General features: G+C 37.4%; 23 protein-coding genes. 18 read left to right on the top strand and 5 right to left on the bottom strand.

The window, feature by feature from the left end; translation table 11 throughout:
* Positions 1 to 96: 96 nt before the first annotated feature.
* Together ACFX4E_RS19540 and ACFX4E_RS19535 are read left to right on the top strand one after the other, a co-directional pair.
* Positions 97 to 1,380 (top strand): nucleotide sugar dehydrogenase, encoded by a 1,284-nt coding sequence (locus tag ACFX4E_RS19540; RefSeq protein WP_098333912.1) that lies wholly within the window; start codon positions 97 to 99, stop codon positions 1,378 to 1,380.
* Between the two features lie 66 nt (positions 1,381 to 1,446).
* Positions 1,447 to 2,154, top strand: a complete 708-nt coding sequence (locus tag ACFX4E_RS19535) for a WecB/TagA/CpsF family glycosyltransferase (RefSeq protein WP_013059779.1) — start codon at positions 1,447 to 1,449, stop codon at positions 2,152 to 2,154.
* A 36-nt stretch (positions 2,155 to 2,190) separates the two neighbouring features.
* On the opposite strand, the gene ACFX4E_RS19530 is transcribed toward ACFX4E_RS19535, so the two are convergent.
* Positions 2,191 to 3,720, bottom strand: coding sequence for a flotillin lipid rafts scaffold protein FloT (locus ACFX4E_RS19530; RefSeq protein WP_013085445.1), 1,530 nt, complete (start codon positions 3,718 to 3,720; stop codon positions 2,191 to 2,193).
* Positions 3,721 to 3,740: 20 nt separating this feature from the next.
* Positions 3,741 to 4,274 carry an NfeD family membrane protein gene (locus ACFX4E_RS19525; protein WP_377259155.1) on the bottom strand — a complete coding sequence of 178 codons (534 nt, stop codon included), beginning with the start codon at positions 4,272 to 4,274 and terminating at the stop codon, positions 3,741 to 3,743.
* A 630-nt stretch (positions 4,275 to 4,904) separates the two neighbouring features.
* Here ACFX4E_RS19525 and ACFX4E_RS19520 point away from each other — a divergent pair.
* Positions 4,905 to 5,957, top strand: coding sequence for a glycosyltransferase family 4 protein (locus tag ACFX4E_RS19520; RefSeq protein WP_013059776.1), 1,053 nt, complete (start codon positions 4,905 to 4,907; stop codon positions 5,955 to 5,957).
* A 38-nt stretch (positions 5,958 to 5,995) separates the two neighbouring features.
* Here ACFX4E_RS19520 and ACFX4E_RS19515 read toward each other — a convergent pair whose 3' ends face one another.
* Positions 5,996 to 6,994: an LCP family protein gene (locus ACFX4E_RS19515; protein ID WP_060745864.1), complete on the bottom strand. Its 999-nt coding sequence runs from the start codon at positions 6,992 to 6,994 to the stop codon at positions 5,996 to 5,998.
* Between the two features lie 196 nt (positions 6,995 to 7,190).
* The gene (locus ACFX4E_RS19510) at positions 7,191 to 7,826 is read right to left on the bottom strand and encodes a YigZ family protein (protein ID WP_377259158.1); all 636 of its coding nucleotides are present in this window, start codon (positions 7,824 to 7,826) and stop codon (positions 7,191 to 7,193) included.
* 439 nt (positions 7,827 to 8,265) lie between these two features.
* Here ACFX4E_RS19510 and ACFX4E_RS19505 point away from each other — a divergent pair, with 439 nt between their 5' ends.
* The 15 genes from ACFX4E_RS19505 to cudC all read left to right on the top strand — a co-directional run bounded on the left by ACFX4E_RS19505 (position 8,266) and on the right by cudC (position 20,154).
* A complete protein-coding gene (locus tag ACFX4E_RS19505; RefSeq protein ID WP_028409683.1) occupies positions 8,266 to 9,414 on the top strand; it encodes a sensor histidine kinase in 1,149 nt (382 codons plus the stop codon).
* 77 nt (positions 9,415 to 9,491) lie between these two features.
* Positions 9,492 to 10,175, top strand: a complete 684-nt coding sequence (locus tag ACFX4E_RS19500; RefSeq protein ID WP_013059772.1) for a response regulator — start codon at positions 9,492 to 9,494, stop codon at positions 10,173 to 10,175.
* Between the two features lie 422 nt (positions 10,176 to 10,597).
* Entirely contained in the window at positions 10,598 to 11,029 is a 432-nt protein-coding gene (gene fliS, locus ACFX4E_RS19495) for a flagellar export chaperone FliS (protein ID WP_081085243.1), read from the top strand.
* A gap of 119 nt (positions 11,030 to 11,148) precedes the next feature.
* On the top strand, positions 11,149 to 11,586 hold the full coding sequence (locus ACFX4E_RS19490; protein ID WP_028409681.1) for a YaaR family protein: 438 nt from the start codon (positions 11,149 to 11,151) through the stop codon (positions 11,584 to 11,586).
* Positions 11,587 to 11,692: 106 nt separating this feature from the next.
* Positions 11,693 to 12,538 carry a DegV family protein gene (locus ACFX4E_RS19485; protein ID WP_028409680.1) on the top strand — a complete coding sequence of 282 codons (846 nt, stop codon included), beginning with the start codon at positions 11,693 to 11,695 and terminating at the stop codon, positions 12,536 to 12,538.
* Positions 12,539 to 12,617: 79 nt separating this feature from the next.
* Complete coding sequence (locus tag ACFX4E_RS19480) at positions 12,618 to 14,126, top strand: ATP-dependent helicase ComFA (RefSeq protein ID WP_377259161.1); 1,509 nt, start codon at positions 12,618 to 12,620, stop codon at positions 14,124 to 14,126.
* Positions 14,127 to 14,179: 53 nt separating this feature from the next.
* Positions 14,180 to 14,815 (top strand): ComF family protein, encoded by a 636-nt coding sequence (locus ACFX4E_RS19475; RefSeq protein ID WP_253351967.1) that lies wholly within the window; start codon positions 14,180 to 14,182, stop codon positions 14,813 to 14,815.
* A gap of 61 nt (positions 14,816 to 14,876) precedes the next feature.
* Positions 14,877 to 15,290 carry a TIGR03826 family flagellar region protein gene (locus ACFX4E_RS19470; RefSeq protein ID WP_098333914.1) on the top strand — a complete coding sequence of 138 codons (414 nt, stop codon included), beginning with the start codon at positions 14,877 to 14,879 and terminating at the stop codon, positions 15,288 to 15,290.
* Positions 15,291 to 15,449: 159 nt separating this feature from the next.
* On the top strand, positions 15,450 to 15,704 hold the full coding sequence (gene flgM, locus ACFX4E_RS19465; RefSeq protein ID WP_028409676.1) for a flagellar biosynthesis anti-sigma factor FlgM: 255 nt from the start codon (positions 15,450 to 15,452) through the stop codon (positions 15,702 to 15,704).
* A 21-nt stretch (positions 15,705 to 15,725) separates the two neighbouring features.
* Entirely contained in the window at positions 15,726 to 16,187 is a 462-nt protein-coding gene (locus ACFX4E_RS19460) for a flagellar protein FlgN (RefSeq protein WP_223269021.1), read from the top strand.
* Positions 16,188 to 16,205: 18 nt separating this feature from the next.
* Positions 16,206 to 17,729: a flagellar hook-associated protein FlgK gene (gene flgK / locus ACFX4E_RS19455; protein WP_377259164.1), complete on the top strand. Its 1,524-nt coding sequence runs from the start codon at positions 16,206 to 16,208 to the stop codon at positions 17,727 to 17,729.
* Between the two features lie 2 nt (positions 17,730 to 17,731).
* Positions 17,732 to 18,613, top strand: a complete 882-nt coding sequence (gene flgL / locus ACFX4E_RS19450) for a flagellar hook-associated protein FlgL (protein ID WP_098333916.1) — start codon at positions 17,732 to 17,734, stop codon at positions 18,611 to 18,613.
* A gap of 81 nt (positions 18,614 to 18,694) precedes the next feature.
* Positions 18,695 to 19,117, top strand: a complete 423-nt coding sequence (gene fliW, locus ACFX4E_RS19445; RefSeq protein ID WP_050690875.1) for a flagellar assembly protein FliW — start codon at positions 18,695 to 18,697, stop codon at positions 19,115 to 19,117.
* Positions 19,118 to 19,141: 24 nt separating this feature from the next.
* A complete protein-coding gene (csrA, locus tag ACFX4E_RS19440) occupies positions 19,142 to 19,372 on the top strand; it encodes a carbon storage regulator CsrA (RefSeq protein ID WP_013085431.1) in 231 nt (76 codons plus the stop codon).
* A 227-nt stretch (positions 19,373 to 19,599) separates the two neighbouring features.
* On the top strand, positions 19,600 to 20,154 hold the full coding sequence (cudC, locus tag ACFX4E_RS19435; RefSeq protein ID WP_028409671.1) for a choline uptake/conversion transcriptional regulator CudC: 555 nt from the start codon (positions 19,600 to 19,602) through the stop codon (positions 20,152 to 20,154).
* A gap of 42 nt (positions 20,155 to 20,196) precedes the next feature.
* Here cudC and gbsB read toward each other — a convergent pair whose 3' ends face one another.
* Entirely contained in the window at positions 20,197 to 21,399 is a 1,203-nt protein-coding gene (gene gbsB / locus ACFX4E_RS19430; RefSeq protein WP_016765895.1) for a choline dehydrogenase, read from the bottom strand.
* Positions 21,400 to 21,402: the final 3 nt, after the last annotated feature.

Below are 21,402 nucleotides of genomic sequence, written 5' to 3'. Positions count from 1 at the left end.
GTTTTTATATAAACGCTATCATGAAATGACATTTTTCGATATAATATCAGATAGGTTTTATTTATTAAGCATGTCATATAAAGGAGATTTTCTGCAATGACAAAGAAATTGTGTGTAGTTGGTTTAGGATATATAGGTTTACCGACAGCTGTTATGTTTGCCAATCACGGCTTATATGTACATGGTGTCGACGTAAATGAAAAAGCAGTAGAATTAATTAAAAATAAGCAACTTCATATAGAAGAAAACGGCTTACAAGAACGTTTAGAATCAGCAGTTGACAACGGACACTTCACGGTAGGCACAACGGCTGAAGAGGCGGATATTTTTATTATTGCTGTACCATCACCAATTAATGAAGATAAAACGGCAAACTTGAACTATGTTCGAGAAGCGACAAAATCGATTGTTCCTTACGTTCGTAAAGGAAATTTAGTAATTTTAGAATCCACAGTTCCTCCGCGTACAGTAGAAGACGTTATGCTACCTGTGCTAAAAGAAACTGGTTTAGAATTAGGCAGTGAGTTATTTGTTTCTCATTCACCTGAACGCGTTATTCCAGGAAAAGTATTTGAGGAATTAGTAAATAATGACCGTATTGTCGGTGGTATTAACGAAGAGTCTAGTCGTTTGACTGTTGAGCTTTATAAAACATTTGTAAAAGGAAATATTCACGTAACGGATGCTACAACAGCTGAAATGGTGAAAGTAATCGAAAACACATATCGTGATGTGAACATTGCGTTTGCAAATGAGCTGGCAAAAATCAGTGAAAAAATTGGTGTAAATGCGTGGGAAGCGATTAAGTTAGCGAACTATCATCCGCGTGTAAACATTCATTTACCAGGTCCTGGTGTAGGCGGCCACTGTATTGCTGTTGACCCTTGGTTCTTAACGGAGCTTCAGCCAGAACTGGCAAAAATTATTTCTCTTTCTCGTCATACAAATGATTCAATGCCTGAATATACAGCATTGAAAACGAAAAGCCTACTAGATGAAAAGGGCATTCAACATGGACGTGTAGCTGTTTTAGGTTTAGCTTTTAAAGGAAATATTGACGATATGCGTGAAAGTCCATCAACAGATGTACTTCATCATTTAGAAAAGCTGGGCGTTGATTACACAGCATTTGATCCTCATATCAAAGAGAATAAGATCGAGCGTCAGACGCAAAGTTTGGATGAAGCTGTTGCACATGCGGATGTGATTCTTATTTTAACAGATCATAATGAGTTCAAAGAGCTTCTTCCATCAGCTGTTGAAAATCACATGCGTACAAAAGTTATTTTTGATACGAAAAACTGCATTGAGCGTGATCAATGGAAAGCAGCAGGCTTTGACGTAGTGTTACTTGGTGATTCAAAAGTTTCTACTTTATAAAAAGACGGGCTGAACAGCCTGTCTTTCGTTTGTAAAAAACTAAAAAATCAACATACGGGTGATTTAATGAAGGAAAACATCTTAGGAATAGACGTTTGTAGCGACACGTACGATGAGCTAGCGGTAAAGTTACTTCAGGATATAGATAAAGGCCGAAAATCATTTATTGTAGCAATCAACCCTGAAAAAATTATGAAAGCACAAGAAGACAGGGAATTAAAGTCACTATTAAATCAAGCGACTTATCAAATTCCAGATGGAATCGGTGTGATTTTAGCTTCAAAGCTCAAAAAGGGACGTATTCGTGAGCGTGTAACGGGTATTGATATGATGCTGAAGCTGTGTAAAGAAGCAACGAATAACGGTAAAAGAATTTTTTTATACGGAGCCAAGCCTGGAATTGCAGATGAAGCCAAAGCTAAGTTGGAAGAGATGTTTCCAGGGATTTTAATTGTTGGAACATTAAATGGCTATGAAAAAAATGAAGAAGTCATTGAACGTACGATTAATGATTCAGGAGCAGAAATTGTTTTTGTGGCTTTAGGCAGTCCAGCCCAAGAAAATTGGATTATTGCTCATAAAGAGAAACTTAATCCTTCTGTTTATCAAGGCGTAGGGGGCTCGTTCGATGTTATTTCAGGACGATTGAACCGAGCACCTGCTGTTTTTCAAAAGTTTGGTTTAGAGTGGCTTTATCGACTGTTAAAAGAACCATGGAGATGGAAGCGTCAGTTAGAATTACCTAGGTTTCTTCTTCGAGTGTTAAGAGGTTAAAAAAGCATGCGGATATAATCCGCATGCTTTTTATTTTTAGATATCTTCTTTCTTGTTTTGCTGCTTGATTTCATCCGTTAGTTCGTGCAAGCTTTGTCGCACATTTCCTTTTCCAGAAAAGTTTTCAATCAATTCCTTCACATCTATACCTGAGGATGCTTTCAGCGATTCTTGAAGAGAAGACATTAAGTTCGTTGCATAGCCAGTCACTTTATTAGCTCCGCTGTTTTCACCGTTGCTTCCTGTATCCACAACCGTAATTTTGTCGATATTTGCTAAAGGACTTGCAACTTGTTTTGCATATTCAGGAAGCATCTTGATAATCATATCTAAAATAGCCGCTTGACCGAACTGCTCGAATGCTTCAGCTACTTTTTGTTTAGCTTCAGCTTCAGCTAAACCTTTTAAGCGGATAATCTCAGCTTCGGATTCACCTTGGGCACGCTGAGCTTCAGCCTTTGCTAAACCATCAATTCGAACGCGTTCAGCTTCAGCTTTAGCCATTGCTTCAATCCGATATTTATTGGCGTCTGCTTCAGCAAGCTGTTTTGCTTTTTCAGCTTCTGCGGATTGCTCAACAGAGTAACGATCTGCATCTGCTTTCTTTTTTACTTCAGAATCGTATTGACGCTCACGACGAAGAATTTCTTTTTCTTCTAATTCAATTTGTTTCTGACGTTCAATGATGCGGATTTGCATTTCTTGTTCTGTTACATCTTGTTTCGCGCGAGCTGTTTCTAGATCATATGCTTGGTCAGCACGAGCTTTGGCAATATCTTGTTCGCGACGATATTCAGCGGTTTTTAACTGATTCATCTTTTCAGCTTCCGCAATTTCTGTATTTCGCTCAAGCTCCGCTTTTTGGGCATCTTTATGAGCCTCAGCACGCTTGATTCGTGTTTCTTTTTCAGCTTCAGCTGTTGCGATGTCAGCATCTCGCTTAACTTGAGCAATACGAGGTTTCCCTAGAGATTCTAGATAGCCGTTCTTATCCCGAACGTCTTTAATTGTAAACGATACAATAATTAAGCCCATTTTAGCCAGATCTTGTGAAGCAACGCGCTGTACTTCTTGAGAGAATTTTTCACGGTTTTTATAAATTTCTTCTACCGTCATAGAACCAAGAATCGAGCGAAGGTGACCTTCTAAGACTTCTCTAGCTTCGGTTTCACGGTCTTCTTTTGCTTTGCCTAAAAACTGCTCAGCGGCCGTGGCAATTTCTGAAATAGAACCTCCAATTTTAATGATTGATACCCCATCAGCCATAACAGGAACACCTTGTTCTGTATATACTTCAGGTGTAGATACTTCCAGTTTGCTTGACAGCAAGCTCAGAGGCTCAGCCTGCTGAAAAACTGGCAGCACAAACGTACCGCCGCCGCGAACAATTTTAATGCGGTTTCCGGATTCATCAACGTGCACGTTTTTATTTCCCAGATAGCTTCCTGTTACAATTAAGGCTTCATCTGGACCTGCTGTACGGTATTTTGTAATAAATACGGCAATCAGCGCAATTAATAAAAAAACAACAATTCCAACGACAACTAATATAGGTGTTGAAAACATAAAACTCCCCCTAATACTATTTATAATGAGTGATTGGTCATAACTTCTTCATAAATCACAACGAGTGCGTTGCCCTTTTGTATATCTACAACAAGCACTTTGCTGCCTAAAGGTATAGCAGTGTTTTTAAAGCTGACAGCGGGTTTGGAGATAGTGCCGCTAACCCCTTCGATAAATACTTCTCCATAACCATCTGCAGGAACGGAAGTAATAATAGTACCAAGTCTTCCTTTTAACGAATCTTCAGTAAAAGCAAGAGATTCTTCAGCCGATGATAAAGGAATTAATACAAAAACGTTGAGCAAAATAACGAGTAGAAGGTCAATAAGAGCGGAAATTGAAATAATCCAATAATTTTGCAATGACGTATAGGCGAACAAATATCCACTGGCACTAAAGAATGTTAAAAAAGAAAAAAGAAGAGTGGGGTTAAAAAAAGGTATCGCTTCAGATAATCCATCTAACAAATCGCTAAATAAAATGTATAAGAAGGTAAGACTTCCGCAGATGATTAATCCATACAAATACACTGTTTGAACAGATAGGCCGAACATAGTTCATTCAACACCCCCTTTATGTAAGATAATTGATGCTGTTTCTACTATGTATTACGAACCGTATCGAAAAAAAGTTTCATTTTTTTGATAAAATTCCTTTTTTTGTTTAATTTCATCTCTATCCATTTCACTATATTTTAACTTTTAAATGATATAAGATAAGGACAACGATTCAGTGAATGTGGTTTGAAGTAGTGGACATAGATAGGTCAAAAGCTTGTTCATATAATGAGTGGGGCCATGTGAAATAAAAATAAAGGTTTAAATATGCTTAATAAAAAGGAAAAAGAGTTAGAGATGACGAATAAATTAGACGAAAAGGGGGGAGTTCGCTTATATTTTAATAAAGTATAGTAAAGAAAATGTTCTACATAAAATAACCACATAAGAATAAAGTAAATCAGCTGTTTATACACCAAAAAATACAGTTCTTTTCTATTGATAGTTTGTAAATGTGCTAATTTTTGAGAATAAATTTCTATTTAAGTAGTAGAATCATTGTGATATAATCCATTTTGGGAATAAGTAAGTAATTATTGTGATACGCAATTTGAAATACTATCCAATTATATAAAGTTGGATACATTTTTTATGGTTTTGGTTAACATAAACCTGAGGAGGGTCTCCATGCTATATTTGACCTTGTTTATTTGTTTTATTACATCTATTCTGATCACTCCGCTGGTTAAGAAGCTGGCGTTTAAAATAGGTGCAACGGATAAACCAAATCAACGAAAAGTTCATCAAAAAATTATGCCTCGCCTTGGAGGTTTGGCGATATTTTTTAGTTTTCTTATTGGATACCTCGTTTTACAGCCTGACAGTAAATATGCGCTGCCGATTTTAATCGGAAGCATCATTATCATCATTACCGGTGTCTTAGATGATATGATTGAGCTATCCGCTAAAATCAAATTAGGCGGTCAGCTAGTAGCGACATTAATTGTTGTTGTATACGGCGGAGTCCAAATTGACTTCATTAACTTGCCGTTTGGCGGAAAATTAGAATTCGGAATGTTAAGTATTCCAATTACGGTATTATGGATTGTAGGAATTACCAATGCTATTAATTTAATTGATGGATTGGATGGATTAGCTGCCGGCGTTTCCTCTATTGTATTGATTACCATCTCGGGTATGGCTATTATGATGGGCAATGTGTTTGTGACAAGCATGGGTTTCATCGTATTGGGAAGTACGCTCGGATTTTTGTTTTATAACTTTCACCCCGCTAAGATTTTTATGGGCGATACAGGAGCACTATTTTTAGGCTATATGATTTCTGTATTGTCTCTGTTAGGATTTAAAAATGTAGCGGTTATTTCCTTCATTGTTCCAGTTATTATTTTAGGAGTGCCAATTTCAGATACGTTCTTTGCTATTATTCGCCGAATCGTAAAAAATCAACCGCTATCGGCTCCCGATAAATCCCATTTGCATCATTGCTTGTTGCGCTTAGGGTACAGCCATAGACAAACGGTTTTAATTATTTATGGAATGAGTGCGATATTTGGTTTAGCGGCAGTTATCTTCTCAAAGGTACAAACAATGTGGGGGTCTTTTCTTGTACTAGCTATCCTCCTTGTAGCGATTGAAATTATCGTCGAAAAGATAGGACTAGTTGATAAGACATATAGGCCAATTCTCAACATGGTTCGTGGGCTTCGTTTAAAAAATTAATTAAAAAGACCTCTTGGATATCCAAGAGGTCTTTTTAATTATTCTGTTGTATCTGAAGTTGATTCAATGCCTAAATGCTTGCGGAGCTTTTCACTTACTTTTTCCACTGAATCATTATCTAGTTTGAAGTAGTAAACGCCGTTAATTTTTTCATCGCTGCCGTCTAAGTTAATGGTTTCGATGTCTACTTTTTTCGAAGCATAATCATAAAATGAAAGCATTTCACCGAACATTAAATTCGTTTTCATATTATCGCCAACAGCTTCGATAAGATTGCCATATTTATTTAGTGATCCAATGGAAGCAGCTTTTTTAATCATGGCTTCAATCAACTGCTGTTGTCTTTTTCCTCGCTCAATATCGTTGTCTTGTTTTCGTGTTCGAGCAACAGCTAACGCTTCTTCGCCATTTAAATGTTGATTTCCTGGTTTTAAGACAATGGCATTATGACGATCTTTTGAGTCCTTTTCACTCATCGCATAAGGTACATCAAAATCGATTCCTCCAAGTGAGTCTACAATGTCTGTGAAAGCTTTAAAATTCACTTTAACATAGTAATCAACAGGAACATTAAACAGCTGTTCTACCGTTTCTACAGTTGCTTTTGGACCTCCGTAAGCATGCGCATGAGTAATTTTATCTTTTTTGTTCACTTCAGGTATATAAACCCGCGAATCTCGAGGTATGCTTACAAGCTTTACGGTTTTATTTGTTTCGTTAAAGGTCGCCAAAATTAAAGCATCTGTACGGGCTGAATTTCCGAATTTCCTGGTTTCACTATCATCTACGCCCATAAATAAAATGGATATATCATCTTTTTTGGGATCGATTTTACGATCACGCATAGGAGAATTATCGCGATCTCCGAGTCCTTCATAAGAATCAGAAGCTACTGTTTTAGCTTTAACAAATAAATAAGAGCCATAAGCGGTTGCAGAAAGCCCTAAAATAAGGATAGGTAACAGAAAAAATGTAAAAAGCCTTCGTTTTCTTTTCCGTTTGTTTACTCTTTTTTGAAAACGTCTATATTGAGCCATACCGTTTCTCCTTTTATTCGTATATTCGAACACTTATTGTGACACTTAGTATGTGTTATAAATTGGAATGTATGAATCAAACTCGTCAAAGCTATGCATCTGTACGAGGTTTTTTACTCATTGACAAGTAGCGCAACCATCAGAATAGTTGCGCTATTTATCAATTGTACAATGTTTTTTAATGAGAGTAAATAATTCATTCTACATCTTCTTCTAAATAGGTCGTCTCACCTGCTCGAATATCTGCTTGGCCGTTTGTTAGCTCGGTCATCCATTCAGTAAATGCTTCTGTTTGAGCTTCCTCTGCAAATGTTTCAATCTCTACCATATCTGCGTAGTGGATTTCTTTTAATAGATAAACAGAACTGCGAAGCTCATTTTCTAATTTTCCAAGCCATGTATAGTCGACGGTTGTATGCATAACCGCCATGAGAGTTCGTTTGACTGTACCTATTTCATTTAACGCTTCGGAAACAGATTTCCCATATGCGCGCACCAAGCCACCTGCGCCCAATTTAATGCCTCCGAAATAGCGCGTAACGACGACCACCGTATCTTTTAAGCCTCTTTTTTTGAGCACTTCTAACATGGGTACGCCTGCTGTTCCACTTGGTTCTCCATCATCGTTTGCTTTTTGAAATTGATCTCGTTCTCCAATTAGGTAAGCTGAACAGTTATGAGTAGCATTCCAGTGCTGTTTTTTAATGCCTTGGATAAATTGCTGAGCTTCTTCCTCAGTTGTTACACGTTTCATATGACAAATGAATCTAGATTTTTGAATAGTGATTTCATGTGAACCTTCTTGTTTTACGGTATAATATTGTGATAACAATCAAAAAATCCTCCTTAGCGTTATAAATAGAAGAAAAACGGGTATTTACGTACTGTTTACTTGCTATTAGTATAAAATGTTTATGAAAAGACATCAATTAATCAAATTCAACATCACTTGAACAAGCTATACAGAATATACGTTATAATAAAAGAGTGTGCAGGCTTGTATAGCTAAATGATGAAATAGTTTAAACAGGCAGTTAGTCACTGTTGAATAGTGAGTGTAAATGGTAATCTATTCAAATAACGCGAGTCAAGCGTCGATTGATGTCGAGTTTGAGGGTACTAAAAATAACCGTTACTTTTTGGATATAAAAAGTCAGATAGGGAGAAAATATGGATCTTATCCTCACAATTCAGATAGGTCATACGAATACTATATATAGCATGAACGTATAGACATTTCTCCGAATGTGAGTATAGTTTGGGGTGAGTAAATGTCGAAACATAAATTAACAAGTAAGGCACTTGATGAAATTTTTGAGAAGATTATTGGCACAGTGGGAGATAGTAAAAATGAAGTCTATCGCCTTTCTGAAGATGCCAGACAAGAATATCAGCAAATTAAAGAAGAGTTAGAAGTGTTAAAAGGGAAAGTTCTTGAGACGATAGAGCAAGGCGATCAATTGGAAACTCAGGCAAGGTTGGCTCGAAAGCGTTTGTCTGATGTGAGCCGACATTTTCAAATTTATTCAGAGCCTGAAGTAAAAGACGCTTATGAAAAAGCACACGAATTACAAACCAAGCTGCTGATGAATCAGCAAAGCGAATATCAGCTGCGTAATCGTCGAGATGAACTAGAAAGACGCTTGCTTACATTGGAAGAAACGATTAAACGTGCAGATCACCTAGTAGGTCAAATTTCCGTTGTGTTAAATTATTTAACAAGTGATTTAAAACAAGTAGGGGAAATAGTAGAAGATGCCATTCAAAAAGAGTATTTCGGCTTTCGGATTATTGAAGCTCAGGAAGAGGAACGGAAACGTTTGTCAAGAGAGATTCATGACGGCCCAGCTCAAATGCTTGCAAATGTTATGATGAGATCGGAATTAATTGACCGAATTTACCGGGAACGTAGTGCAAAAGAAGCAATGGAAGAAATTCGAGATTTACGAAAAATGGTTCGTTCTGCCCTATACGAAGTGCGTCGAATTATATATGATTTAAGACCGATGGCACTTGACGACTTAGGTCTAATTCCGACGCTGCGTAAATATCTTGATACAATCGAAGATTATAACGAAGGCAAGCCTCGGATTACGTTTATTTCCATTGGACAAGAGAAGCGAACTGCTTCAAAATTAGAAGTAGCACTGTTTCGTCTAGTGCAAGAAGCTGTAACGAACGCATTAAAACATGCAGACGCGACAGAAATCCAAGTGAAGATAGAGTTCAACAATGAACACGCTATTTTGCTTGTCAAAGATGACGGCTGCGGTTTTAATCAAGAAGAGAAAAAAGAGAATTCGTTCGGCTTAATAGGAATGAAAGAGCGTGTTGATTTGTTAGATGGGACTATTTCTGTTCATTCGAAAATTAACCAAGGCACGCTTGTTATGATTAAAGTACCGATTATAGCCGCTTAAAAAGGCAGAGATATGTATATAAATAGGGGTCAGTATAGAGTAAAACATTTGTTGTTCGATTTGGGGAGGAATCAAACATGCAGACAAGAATTATCATAATCGACGATCACCAATTATTCCGTGAAGGAGTAAAAAGAATTTTAGATTTCGAAAAAGATTTTGAAGTAGTTGCAGAAGGTGACGACGGTAGCGAAGTTATTGACCTTGTAGAAGAACATCAACCTGATGTTGTAATTATGGATATTAACATGCCGGCTGTAAATGGTGTAGAAGCTACGAAAAAGCTTGTAGAAGTAAATCCGGACGCTAAAGTTATTATCTTATCTATCCATGATGATGAGACATATGTAACTCATGCCTTACAAACAGGTGCACGAGGCTATCTGCTAAAAGAAATGGATGCGGATGCGTTAATTGAGGCGGTGAAAGTAGTTGCAGAAGGTGGTTCATATTTACACCCTAAAGTAACACATAGTTTAGTAAAAGAGTACCGTCGATTAGCAGCTCAAGGACAATCGTCTTCTTATCCGCACGAACCAATTGAGATTCGCCGTCCACTACATTTGTTAACACGTCGTGAGTGCGAAGTGCTACAACTGTTAGCTGATGGTAAAAGTAACCGAGGAATCGGAGAAGCATTATATATTAGTGAAAAAACCGTTAAAAACCATGTAAGTAATATTTTACAAAAAATGAATGTAAATGATCGTACTCAAGCTGTTGTTGTGGCAATTAAAAACGGTTGGGTAGAAGTAAGGTAAGTCCAAAAGTCTGATATACCGCTAGGTATATCGGACTTTTTTTTTCTTTTTATAACTTTTTTTGAAATTGTGGGTAAAAAGTCATGTTTAATGAGAGAGGAAAACAACCGATAAGTTAAAGGTAGAAAATATCTTTTAGGAAGGCGAAGGGTGATACCTTTGCGCATTTACTCGTCCTTCAACTTCACTTAAGCAGAAAGGAAATCTTAAGGATTCTACAACCTTCGAAGAAAGCATCCATACCTCAAACCAACGTTCATCAAGTTGATGCATGCTCTTGTAAACGAAGGTCTTTAATACATTCAGATACATATGAGGCCGTAGAAGAATTTATTCGAACCTCAACTGGTGTCCTTTAAAAATTTAAAAGTTAGCTTTTAGTGAAATAAATAGAAAACGGATTTAAAGAAGACAAGAAGGTGATGAAGCTGAATTTTATAACGGAAGAATTAATCTATCATAAATCTCCGCAAGAGCTAACAGCTATGATGTATGAAAAATTTATTCAAAATATTGATGAAGCTGTTATAGCAATTCAACACAGCGATTATTTTATAGCGAATGAAAAAATTAAACAGTGCAACGATATTTTATATCGGCTAGGAATTGGCTTAACATATCAAGCAGGTATCATTGCAGAGCAGTTAGATACTCTTTACAACTATATGTCTGAGCGATTAATTATGGCTAATTTAAAAAAAGATACGTTTATTTTATGTGAAGTTCAACAAATGATGAAGAAGCTTTCTAACGTTTGGAATGAAGTATTAAAAGCAACGCCTAAAGTTACCTCTTCGCCCCGAAAAAACAAGCTGTCTTCTTATGAACAGCATATAAGTATCACTCTTAGCTAGAGGATAATCATTATATCCACGCATCGGATGCCTCTCTAAACTTTCACCTAATCAAGCTGGCGCATCTAAAAGTCTAAATTGAATGAAGTGTATACTAACAGAGAAAGGAGAGATACATAGTGGAGGTACAGCGAATTAACGGTCTTTCTTCTTCAGTGAATCTCATTAGAGAAAAAGAAGTAAGTGGTTCGGGTTCATTTACAGGAGTAATGGCCAAGAAACAAAAAGAACTAACCAATGAACATTTAACTCAAGTGATAAATAAAATTGAAGAACAGGGAAAGCAGTTAGTGAAAAATCAAACTATTGATTCTTTGCGGAAATACAAGACGCTTGTGAAGCAGTTTATGAACGAAGTCGTTAAAAATGGTTTTGAACTGCATGAAGAAAGAGGGTTTAATCATAGAGGAACGACTAAAGTATATAAATTAGTGAAAGAAGTGGATACAAAACTAGTTGACTTGACAAATGATATCCTTCAAAAAGAAAAAAACAGTTTAAATTTACTCAAGCGGGTTGGAGAAATTCAAGGTTTGTTAATTAATATGTATACGTGAGGGAGCCTTTACTAAGAGGTAAACCTCTCGTTACATGCATTTTAATCCTAAATGTTGTAGAATAGAGTGAAATTATTTTATATAACAAAGGATGGATCCCTATCTTATGAAAACAGCAATTATTACAGATAGTACCGCCTATATATCAGAGGAAATTCGATCAAACTATCATATACATATGGTGCCGCTAAGCGTTATTTTCGGTGAAGAAACATATCGTGAAGAAGTAGATATGACTGCAGATCAATATTTTGAAAAAATTAAAGAAGCAAAAAATCTTCCAACCACTTCTCAGCCTGCTATCGGAGAATTTGTAGAGTTGTTTGAACAGTTAAAACGAGATCAATTCGATGCTGCTATCGTTATTACGTTATCTAGTGGAATTAGCGGAACGTATCAGGGTGCTTTGACGGCAGGTAGCATGGTAGAAGACTTTGATGTGCACGTATTTGATTCAGAAATCAGCTGTATGGTTCAAGGCTTTTACGCGATTGAAGGAGCCCAAATGGTCCAATTAAATAAACATCCTGACGAAATCATTGCGCGTTTTGAAGAGATGAAACTATCAATGCGTGCGTATTTTATGGTAGATGATTTATCTCACTTGCAGCGTGGAGGTCGCCTAAATGCTGCTCAGGCTATTATCGGCAGTCTGCTTCAAGTAAAGCCAGTGCTACATTTTGAATCTAAAAAAATTGTTCCGTTTGAAAAAATTCGTACGCGTAAGCGAGCGTTAAAACGAATCACGGAGCTTCTTGATGAGGATGCAAAAGAAAATGTACCTATGAAGGCTGTAGTTATTCATTCTAATCGTGAAAATGAAGCAAAAGAAATTCAACGAGACTTAGAACAAGAATATCCTCATATTGAATGGAGTCTTTCATATTTTGGCGCTGTCATTGGCACACATTTAGGTGAAGGTGCCATCGGTATAGGCTGGTATAAAAAGTAATCGAAAACCAAATCATTTGATTTGGTTTTTTTGCAGGAAAAAACACCTTTTTTTGCGTATATAGATGTGTACGATAAACATGGAAAGGAATGAAGATATGCTTTTTACTGTTAAACAAGAATTGCTAAATCCCGTTCAAGTACCTAGCCTAGCTGCTTTTCCTCTCTCAAAAATCGATACGTGGAGAACTCCACCTTTAAATCCTTCATACTCCTACTCTTTAGGCCTTCAGCGCTCTCTAAGCGGAAAGCAGCTTCTACTAACTCAGACTCCCTATCCTTTATCCCTCATTCATGAACATTATCTAAACGGATATATTTCCTATCAAAAAGCACTTACCCAGAAAGAAAACGGATATAAATGCAACCGGTGTGGAAGTGATAGTCCCTTTTATTTTGCTTCATTTCCATGCAGTAGATGTCACCAGGAGTGCTACTATTGCCGAGCATGTATTGTAATGGGCAAAGTAAGTGAGTGCACACCCTTTATAAACTGGGAAGGACCAGCAAGCAATGTCCTGCCAAAAAGCAGCGTGATGAATTGGAAAGGAACGCTGTCTAAAGCTCAAGAACGTGCTTCAAATGAACTCATTCAAGCTATAAAAAAGGATGAAGAGCTGTTAATTTGGGCTGTTTGCGGAGCAGGAAAAACGGAAATTTTATTTAAAGGTATTGAATCAGCGTTGAACAGCGGAAAGAAAGTCTGTATTGCTACTCCAAGAACAGATGTGGTTATTGAGTTAAAGCCAAGAATTCAATCGGCATTTCCGGATATGTCTGTGCTGGCTATGTATGGAGGCAGCGAAGACCGTTTTCATGAATCCTCTCTTATTATTTCCACCACTCATCAACTTCTGCATTATTATCAAGCATTCGATGTGCTGATTATTGACGAAGTAGATGCATTCCCGTATTCGACAGAGCCTATGCTGCACTATGCTGTTGCAAAAGCAGCTAAACACGCTGCATCAAAGATTTATTTAACAGCGACTCCAAGTGAATCATTAAAAAAAGAAGTTGAGCAAGGAAAAAAACAAGTAGTTAAAATTCCAGCCCGCTATCACCGAATGCTTATTCCTGTTCCTCGATTTGAACGGTGTGGCAATTGGAAGAAAAAAATGAAAACAGATACTTTGCCTGCTAATGTTGAGAAATGGCTGAAAAAAAGAATAGAGGAAGGAAAACAATGCTTTATCTTCGTCCCGCAAATTAAGTGGATTGCTCCCATCACAGACATGATTCGAAAGCTGACCGAAAAGGTAGACGGTGTCCATGCTGAAGATTCCCAGCGAAAAGAAAAAGTAATGAAATTTAGAGAAGGACAGCTAGTTATTTTAGTAACGACAACAATATTAGAGCGAGGCGTAACGGTTCCCAACATAGATGTTGCAGTATTGGGAGCAGAAGAAACGATTTTTACTGAAAGTGCTCTTGTTCAAATTTCAGGAAGAGTAGGGAGGAGCGCTCAATTTCCAACAGGAGACGTGGTCTTTTTTCATTATGGGCAGTCTCTGTCTATGCGAAAAGCAAAAGAACATATTGAATATATGAATGCTCTAGCTTATAAGGAAGGGCTGATTGATCAATGACAATATGTCTGATTTGTTTTGAACCTCTTGTCTCTTCTTTCGATTGGAGGTCATTGTTAAAACCTTCTTCAACGGACAGGATTTGCGCTGTTTGCTTGCAAAGATGTCCCATCATCACCAGTAGCATTTGCAGAGGATGCGGCCGTTCTCTTGGAGACCTGGCTCCTTCTCATTATGAGCTAGACACATGTATGGACTGTCAGAAATGGAATGATGCTTCTTTTTTTAACCGTTCTCTTTATACGTACAATGATTTTATGCAAAGCATAATAGAACGTTTTAAATTTCAAGGAGATTATGAAATTATCCAAGCATTCAAGGAGCAGTGGTATAAGTTCTATAAAAAAGAATGTAATCCAAAAGCTATACTAGTTCCTATACCTTTAACGGACGAGAGATTATATGAGAGAGGGTTTAACCAATCTTTAGCGCTAGCTGAACTGATCAGTGACAACATAGAAATGCCTCTTGTTCGCTGTTCAGGAACAAAGCAATCAAAAAAAAATAGGCGAAGTCGGCTGGCAGAAAGGCTGGAATTTAAAGTAGTCGATTCCTCAATGGTTACGAATCAAGAATTTCTCTTGATTGATGACATTTATACAACAGGAGCAACCGTGCGCCAAGCGGCAAATTGCTTGCAGGAAGCTGGTGCACGTTCAGTTCGTTCGCTCACTTTAATTCGTGCATGAAGATGTATAATTTAAAACTTTGACCGATAGTAAAATAAAAAACAAATGAGGAGTTTCGAATATGGGAACGTTAGATAATTGCAGGGAATGCGGTCATTTATTTGTAAAAAGTGGATCAATAAACATATGTAAATCATGTTTTGACAAAGAAGAAGCTCTGTTTCAACGTGTTTCTTCATTCTTAAAGAAACGAGCAAATCGTACAGCAACGACTTACGAAGTGATGAAAGAAACGGGCGTTTCAGATTCGTTAATTCACCAATTTATTCGACAAGGTCGCTTAGTGCTAACTAATTTTCCAAATATAAGCTATCCATGCATGCAATGCAACGCTCAGATTCGAGAAGGTAAACTTTGTCATTCATGCTCTCAAGAAATTAAACATGGTTTAGAAAAGCATAATCGTGAGATGATTCGTTCAAATGAAGAGCTGACGCGTCCCACCTATCGTTCTAACGAAAGGAAAAAAGAGTAAAAGTGTGCTGAGTGTTTGCACGTCCTCTATCTATAGACCTATGTTTAAGGAGGACTGTGAAAATGGTCTCAACTTCCTTGCCGATGCTAAAGGTTTAGATGGAAATTCCGATATAATGAATAGAGATAACGGATACAAATATAAAAAGAGGTGAGAGAGATGAAGATTAACCCATCGAACTTATTTGGAATAAATCCGTACAAAAAACAATCAGAAAAAACAGAACAGGTCTCTAAAAAGAATTCACAAGATCAGATTCATATTTCATCTGAGGCGAAGAAACTTCAGGGAAATGAACCATCTCCAGAAAGACTTGAAAAATTGGAGAAACTAAAACAGCAAATTAACAGCGGAACGTACGAAATTAACGGAAAAGAAATTGCTAAAAGTATTGTAGATTTCTATAAAAAATAAAAGGACTGACATTGATTGAACGTGCAAGAAATTCAAACGATCCTAGAAAAACAAGTAACGCTTCACAAAAGTTTGTCTGTCATTGTTAAAGAGAAAACAAATTTTATTATTAAACAAGATGTAAAGGCACTCACGGCTTCTTTGCAAAAAGAGCAATCTCATATAGCTGCTATTTCTGCACTGGAAACAAAACGTATAGAAGCGATGGAAAAAAGCGGACATGCTGCTCGCTCCATTGAAGAAATAGCAGGCTCATTCTCTGAATACTCCATCTTGATACCCTTTCAAAAACAGCTAATAGATATAATTCAAGATATAAAGTATGCAAATGACTTGAACAATCAGCTGCTTACACAGTCTTTGCAGCTGATTCATACCGAACTAGACCTTCTTGTTCCATCGAAACGAGAGGATTCGTTCAATTACACAAAAACAAATAATAGATCGTTTCAGTCCAATTCTATTTTTAATTCGAAGGCATAAAGAACGGAGGAAAGCAGAATGAGTTCAACATTTCATGGTTTGCAGGTGGCTAAGCGAGGAATGGATGCCCAACAAGCGGCTCTTTACACGATTGGCCATAACGTATCTAATGCAAATACGCCGGGCTATACGCGTCAGCGAGTAAGTTTAGAAACGTTCCCAGCTTATCCAGCCCCAGGGATGAATCAGACTGGAACTGCGGGTCAAATAGGAATGGGAGTAGAAGCCAGCACGGTAGAGCGAATACGTGATACATTTTTAGATACCCAGTATCGAGATGAAACCATTAAAGTGGAGTATTGGGATGCGCGCGCTGGTGCTCTTGAAAAAATGGAGGAAATTATGAATGAACCTACTGAAGATGGACTTTCAGCTGTTTTTAATCAACTTTTTGAATCCATTCAAGATGTAGCTTCACACCCTTCAGAAGCAGGAGCCAGGTCTGTTATGATTGAACGAGCTGAAGCAGTAGGCGATACTTTCTCTTATTTATCTACTTCTCTAAAAACGATTCAAGGTGATTTGCAAAACGAGCGTGACGTAGCCGTAACACAAGTGAATTCTTTGCTAGAGCAAATAAATAACGTGAACCAACAGATACAAAAGGTAGAACCGAATGGCTATTTGCCTAATGATTTGTATGATGAAAGAGATCGGCTGTTAGATGAGATTTCTAAATTTATGCCGGTTTCTTTAGAGTATACAAAAAGCAGCGGGAACGCTTCTGCAACGTCAGAAGGAGTGGTAACGGTTCAGCTTCAAACGTCTCAAGGGCCTATTACTCTTTTAGATGGAAAAACTCATCAAGTAAATGCCATCAGTTTGACAACAAATCAAGATTCCTATGTAACGGAAATTCATATAGGGGATGAGATACGAAATCCCGAGTCATTTCCTCAAGGAAAACTTAAAGGGTTAATTGAGGCTTCTGGATATATAGATAATAGTGGTAATAAAACAGGTGTTTACGCTTCAATGATTAATGATTTAGATGAAATGGCATATGAGTTTGTGAACTGGTTTAATGATAAGCACCAACAAGGTGTCACGCTAGACGGTGAAACTGGTATGTCCTTTTTTAATGAGATTTCTCAGAAAGAAGGGGCTGCAACTGGAATTGTTATTGCTGATAAAATCAAACAAAACACAAACAATATTGCAGCTGCTTCTTCGGCCTCTTCTGGAGATGATGGAACTGGCCGCAAAGGAGATGGACAAAATGCTCAGCTATTGTCTCAATTTCGTCAAAAGGTGCTTATTAATTCCGGGAATGAAGCTGTTTCCCTAGATGGCTTTTATCAATCTGTTATTGGCCAAATGTCAGTAGATGCCCAACAAGCCAACCGCTTAAAAAGCAATTCAGAAACTCTCCAGGGAGCTGTGGAGCAAAGGCGCCAGTCTACCAGTGCAGTTTCATTAGATGAAGAGATGACCAATATGATTCAGTTTCAGCATGCATATAACGCTAGTGCCCGTATGGTGACTATGATTGATGAAATGCTTGATAAAATTGTAAACGGTCTTGGAACTGGAGGAAGGTAAAGATGCGTGTCACACAAGGAATGTTAGCGGCTAATTCGTTAAAACAGATTAGCAATAGCTATAATAAGCTGGAAACACTTCAAAACCAATTATCAACGGGGAAGAAAATTACTCGTCCTTCAGATGATCCGGTAGTGGCTACTAAAGGAATGGCTTATCGTTCGAATCTTTCTGAAGTAAATCAATATAAACGTAATTTAACAGAAGCTCAGTCTTGGTTTGATAGTTCAGAATCTGGACTTGAACAAGTCAACTCCATTCTTCAGCGCACCAAAGAGCTGGTCGTGCAAGGGTTAAACGATACGAATGAAAGTGATGATCGCCAAGCAATTGCACGTGAAATTGAACAGTTAAAGCTGGATTATATGCAAGTAGGGAATACGCAGGTGGCAGGAAACTATATCTTTAACGGTGTAAATGTAGGAGCACCGCCTATAAGTGAGAATGCAAGCGGTATAATAGAATCGAACATTAACCTGGATCCTTTTTCAGTTGAAGTATCAAAAGGTATCCAGCTGAGAGTCAATATTCATCCTGAAAACATTTTTGGACAAGGTGCATTCGACTTAATGAACAATGTTCAAACAGCTTTTGAACAAAACGATGTCAACTCACTAAAAGATCTCTCTACAAAGGTAGATACGCAGCTGTCTACGCTATTAGCGGAGCGATCTGAATTGGGAGCAAGGAGCAATCGGCTTGAGCTGATCGAAAACCGCCTTGATTCACAGGAAATTACGGCTACTAAGATGCTTTCAAATAATGAAGATGCAGATATTGAAAAAGTCATTACGGATTTAACCGTACAAGAAAGCGTACATCGTGCTGCTTTGGGAGTAGGGGCTCAAATTATTCAGCCTACGCTGCTAGATTTCTTGCGTTAAAAAGTTCCTTCTAAACAGAAGGAACTTTTTTACAATGGAAAAAGATAACAAGAAAAAATCAATTAACAAAGGTGTGATGAGATGAAAATTTCAACAAGCTACCATGGAGATATAGAAATAGATAATCAGCAAACACTGACATTCAATCAAGGGATTCCAGGTTTTTTGGAAGAAACTGAATTCGTTATTTTACCACTTCCCGAAGCCGAAGCTTTCCAAGTTCTGCAGTCTATTCAAACCAAAGAATTAGCTTTTATTATCACGGATCCATTTCAGTTTTTTTTAGATTATGATTTTCAACTAGAACCTCAGGAAATCGAAAAGCTTCAATTACAACAGGCGGAAGATGCAGCTGTTTACGTATTGCTTACGATGTCAGATTCTGTGGAAAATATAACAGCTAATTTGCAGGCTCCTGTTATTATTAATACAAAGCAACAGCTTGCTAAGCAAGTGATTTTAATGAATACAGCTTACGAAACGAAGCACAGGTTATTTGAGTAAGAGGAATAGATAAGGAGTGAGTCCATGCTTGTTTTAACACGAAAGTTAAATGAAACAATCAAAATAGGTGATGAAATTGAAGTGACCGTCCTTGCAGTTAATGGTGATCAAGTAAAGTTAGGAATTCAAGCTCCAAAGTCTGTAGATATTCATAGACAAGAGATTTATGAAGAAATACGTAACGAAAATAAAAGTGCTTCTCAAATTACATTACATGCTATTGATATGCTGAAACAATTACCGAAAAAGAAATAAAACGATCAGTTTGAAAATAATCAAAAATATACGGTATAAATAATATCTAAATCGGGAAAGATAAACATATAGTATTCCCCACTATGTCTTAAGCCTTTCTCTTTAAGAGAAGGCTTCTTTTTTTATCAAAAAATTGAACTGAATTTCTGTTTTTTTCCTTTTTATCGTGTATCATTAAATTTATTAAGTATAATTCAAATAAATTTAACAAAAGAGGAGAAGAGTAAATGAGTGATGTTCAAGAGTATCATGATTTATTAAAAGAAGCAGAAGATGTGGTTGTCAGCGCTTTAGCTGATACGATGGATTTATATGGTGTCACACCTTCAGTAGGAAGGCTGTATGGCATGCTTTATTTTATGGATGAGCCGGTTACGTTAGATCAAATGAGTGAAGAATTGGGTATGAGTAAACCAACGATGAGTACATCCATTCGTTCACTGCAAAATATTGATATGGTTCACAAAGTGTGGAAAAAAGGCGTTCGAAAAGACTTATATGAAGCAGAAAAAGATTTTTCTAAGTCCTTTTTTTCATTTTTCTGTAAGAAGTGGCAAAGAGAAATTTCAGTTAATTTAGAGGCAATCGAAGAAGCAGAAAACAAGCTGCAGATTCTCTTAAATGATGAAGATGTACCTGAGGAGATCGCAGTAAAAGCAAAGCGTAATTTAGCGCAGATTATAGAGTCCAAACATTATTATCATTTCTTGAAAAAAGTAGTAAAAGTTTTTGACGACCGAAGAATCATCGATATTTTAAATGAAGAATTAGCGAAAGAGTAAATAAAAAAGGCTGTTGAAAAATCAACAGCCTTTTTATTATTTTTATACGGTTAATGGTGTAGCTTCAAAACAGCGATTATAAATCCATTCGTAACTTTTTACAGTTAGATCACGAGGGTTACCAACCGTTTGTGGATCATTAAATGCTTCTTGAGCTAAGCGAGAAACTGCTTCTTTTGGAACACCTTGTTCTTCTAAAGAAGGGATTTGTACATCTTTAACTAGTTGATATACTTCACGAACAGCTGCTTGAGCTGCTTCTTCAAGCGTTAATTCATGTGTATTAACTCCTAAAGCTTGAGCTATGCGCGCAAATTTTTCAGGCTCGCCCATCCAGTTATATTCCATTACAGGACCTAGCATAGCTGCTACGCAAGGGCCATGGGCAATTGGATAAATGCCTCCTAATGTTTGTGCCATCGCGTGAGCTGCTCCTGCAGATTCACTTCCATATGAAAGGCCAGCAAGCATAGCCGCATGCGCCATTCCATAGCGTGCTTCGATGTCCTGTCCATTTGCAACTGCACGTCGTAAGTATTTTCCAACGTACTCAATAGCCAATAAAGCAACAGAGTCTGTCATTGGTTGTGCAAAGTGACATGTATAACATTCAATTGCATGAGCTAATGCGTCAATTCCTGTACCGGCCGTAATATGTGAAGGCATAGATACGTGCAGTTCTGGATCAATAATTGTTAAGTGAGCAGCAATTAAAGGTCCACCTGTATTAAACTTAAACTCACGAACAGGATCTGTAATGACAGCCCATTGTGTGACTTCACTTCCTGTACCCGCAGTTGTAGGAATGGTTGTTAAAGGAGGAATACGTTTTGTTAAAGGTTTTTTTCCTTCAGCTGCTTCATAATCTAAGACGGGAGCATTATGAGCTACTTCTACACCAATAGCTTTTGCCGTATCCATTGAGCTTCCGCCTCCAACAGCTACTAATCCGTTGCATCCATTTTCTTTGTACATTTTTGTGCCGTCTGCTACTACGTGAATAGAAGGGTTGGCTTCTACTTGGTCAAATAAAATAACGTCTACGTCCGCTTCTTTTAAACTAGCGATTACAGGGTCTGCTAAGCCTACTTTTTTTACACCAGGATCTGTTACTAGTAAAACCTTAGATACACCTAGGTTTTTTACTTCTTCTCCAGTATGCTTAACAGCACCAATTCCATGTTTTACAACCGTTGGCATCTCAAAACTTTTTAAACGTTCCATTCTTTCAAATCGCATAAACATCTT

Source organism: Priestia sp. YIM B13491 (genome assembly GCF_042787605.1).
GTDB classification, from domain to species: Bacteria; Bacillota; Bacilli; order Bacillales; family Bacillaceae_H; genus Priestia; species Priestia megaterium_E.
The sequence above is the reverse complement of the archived record's forward strand: the minus strand, read 5'-3'. Positions and strand labels throughout refer to the sequence as shown.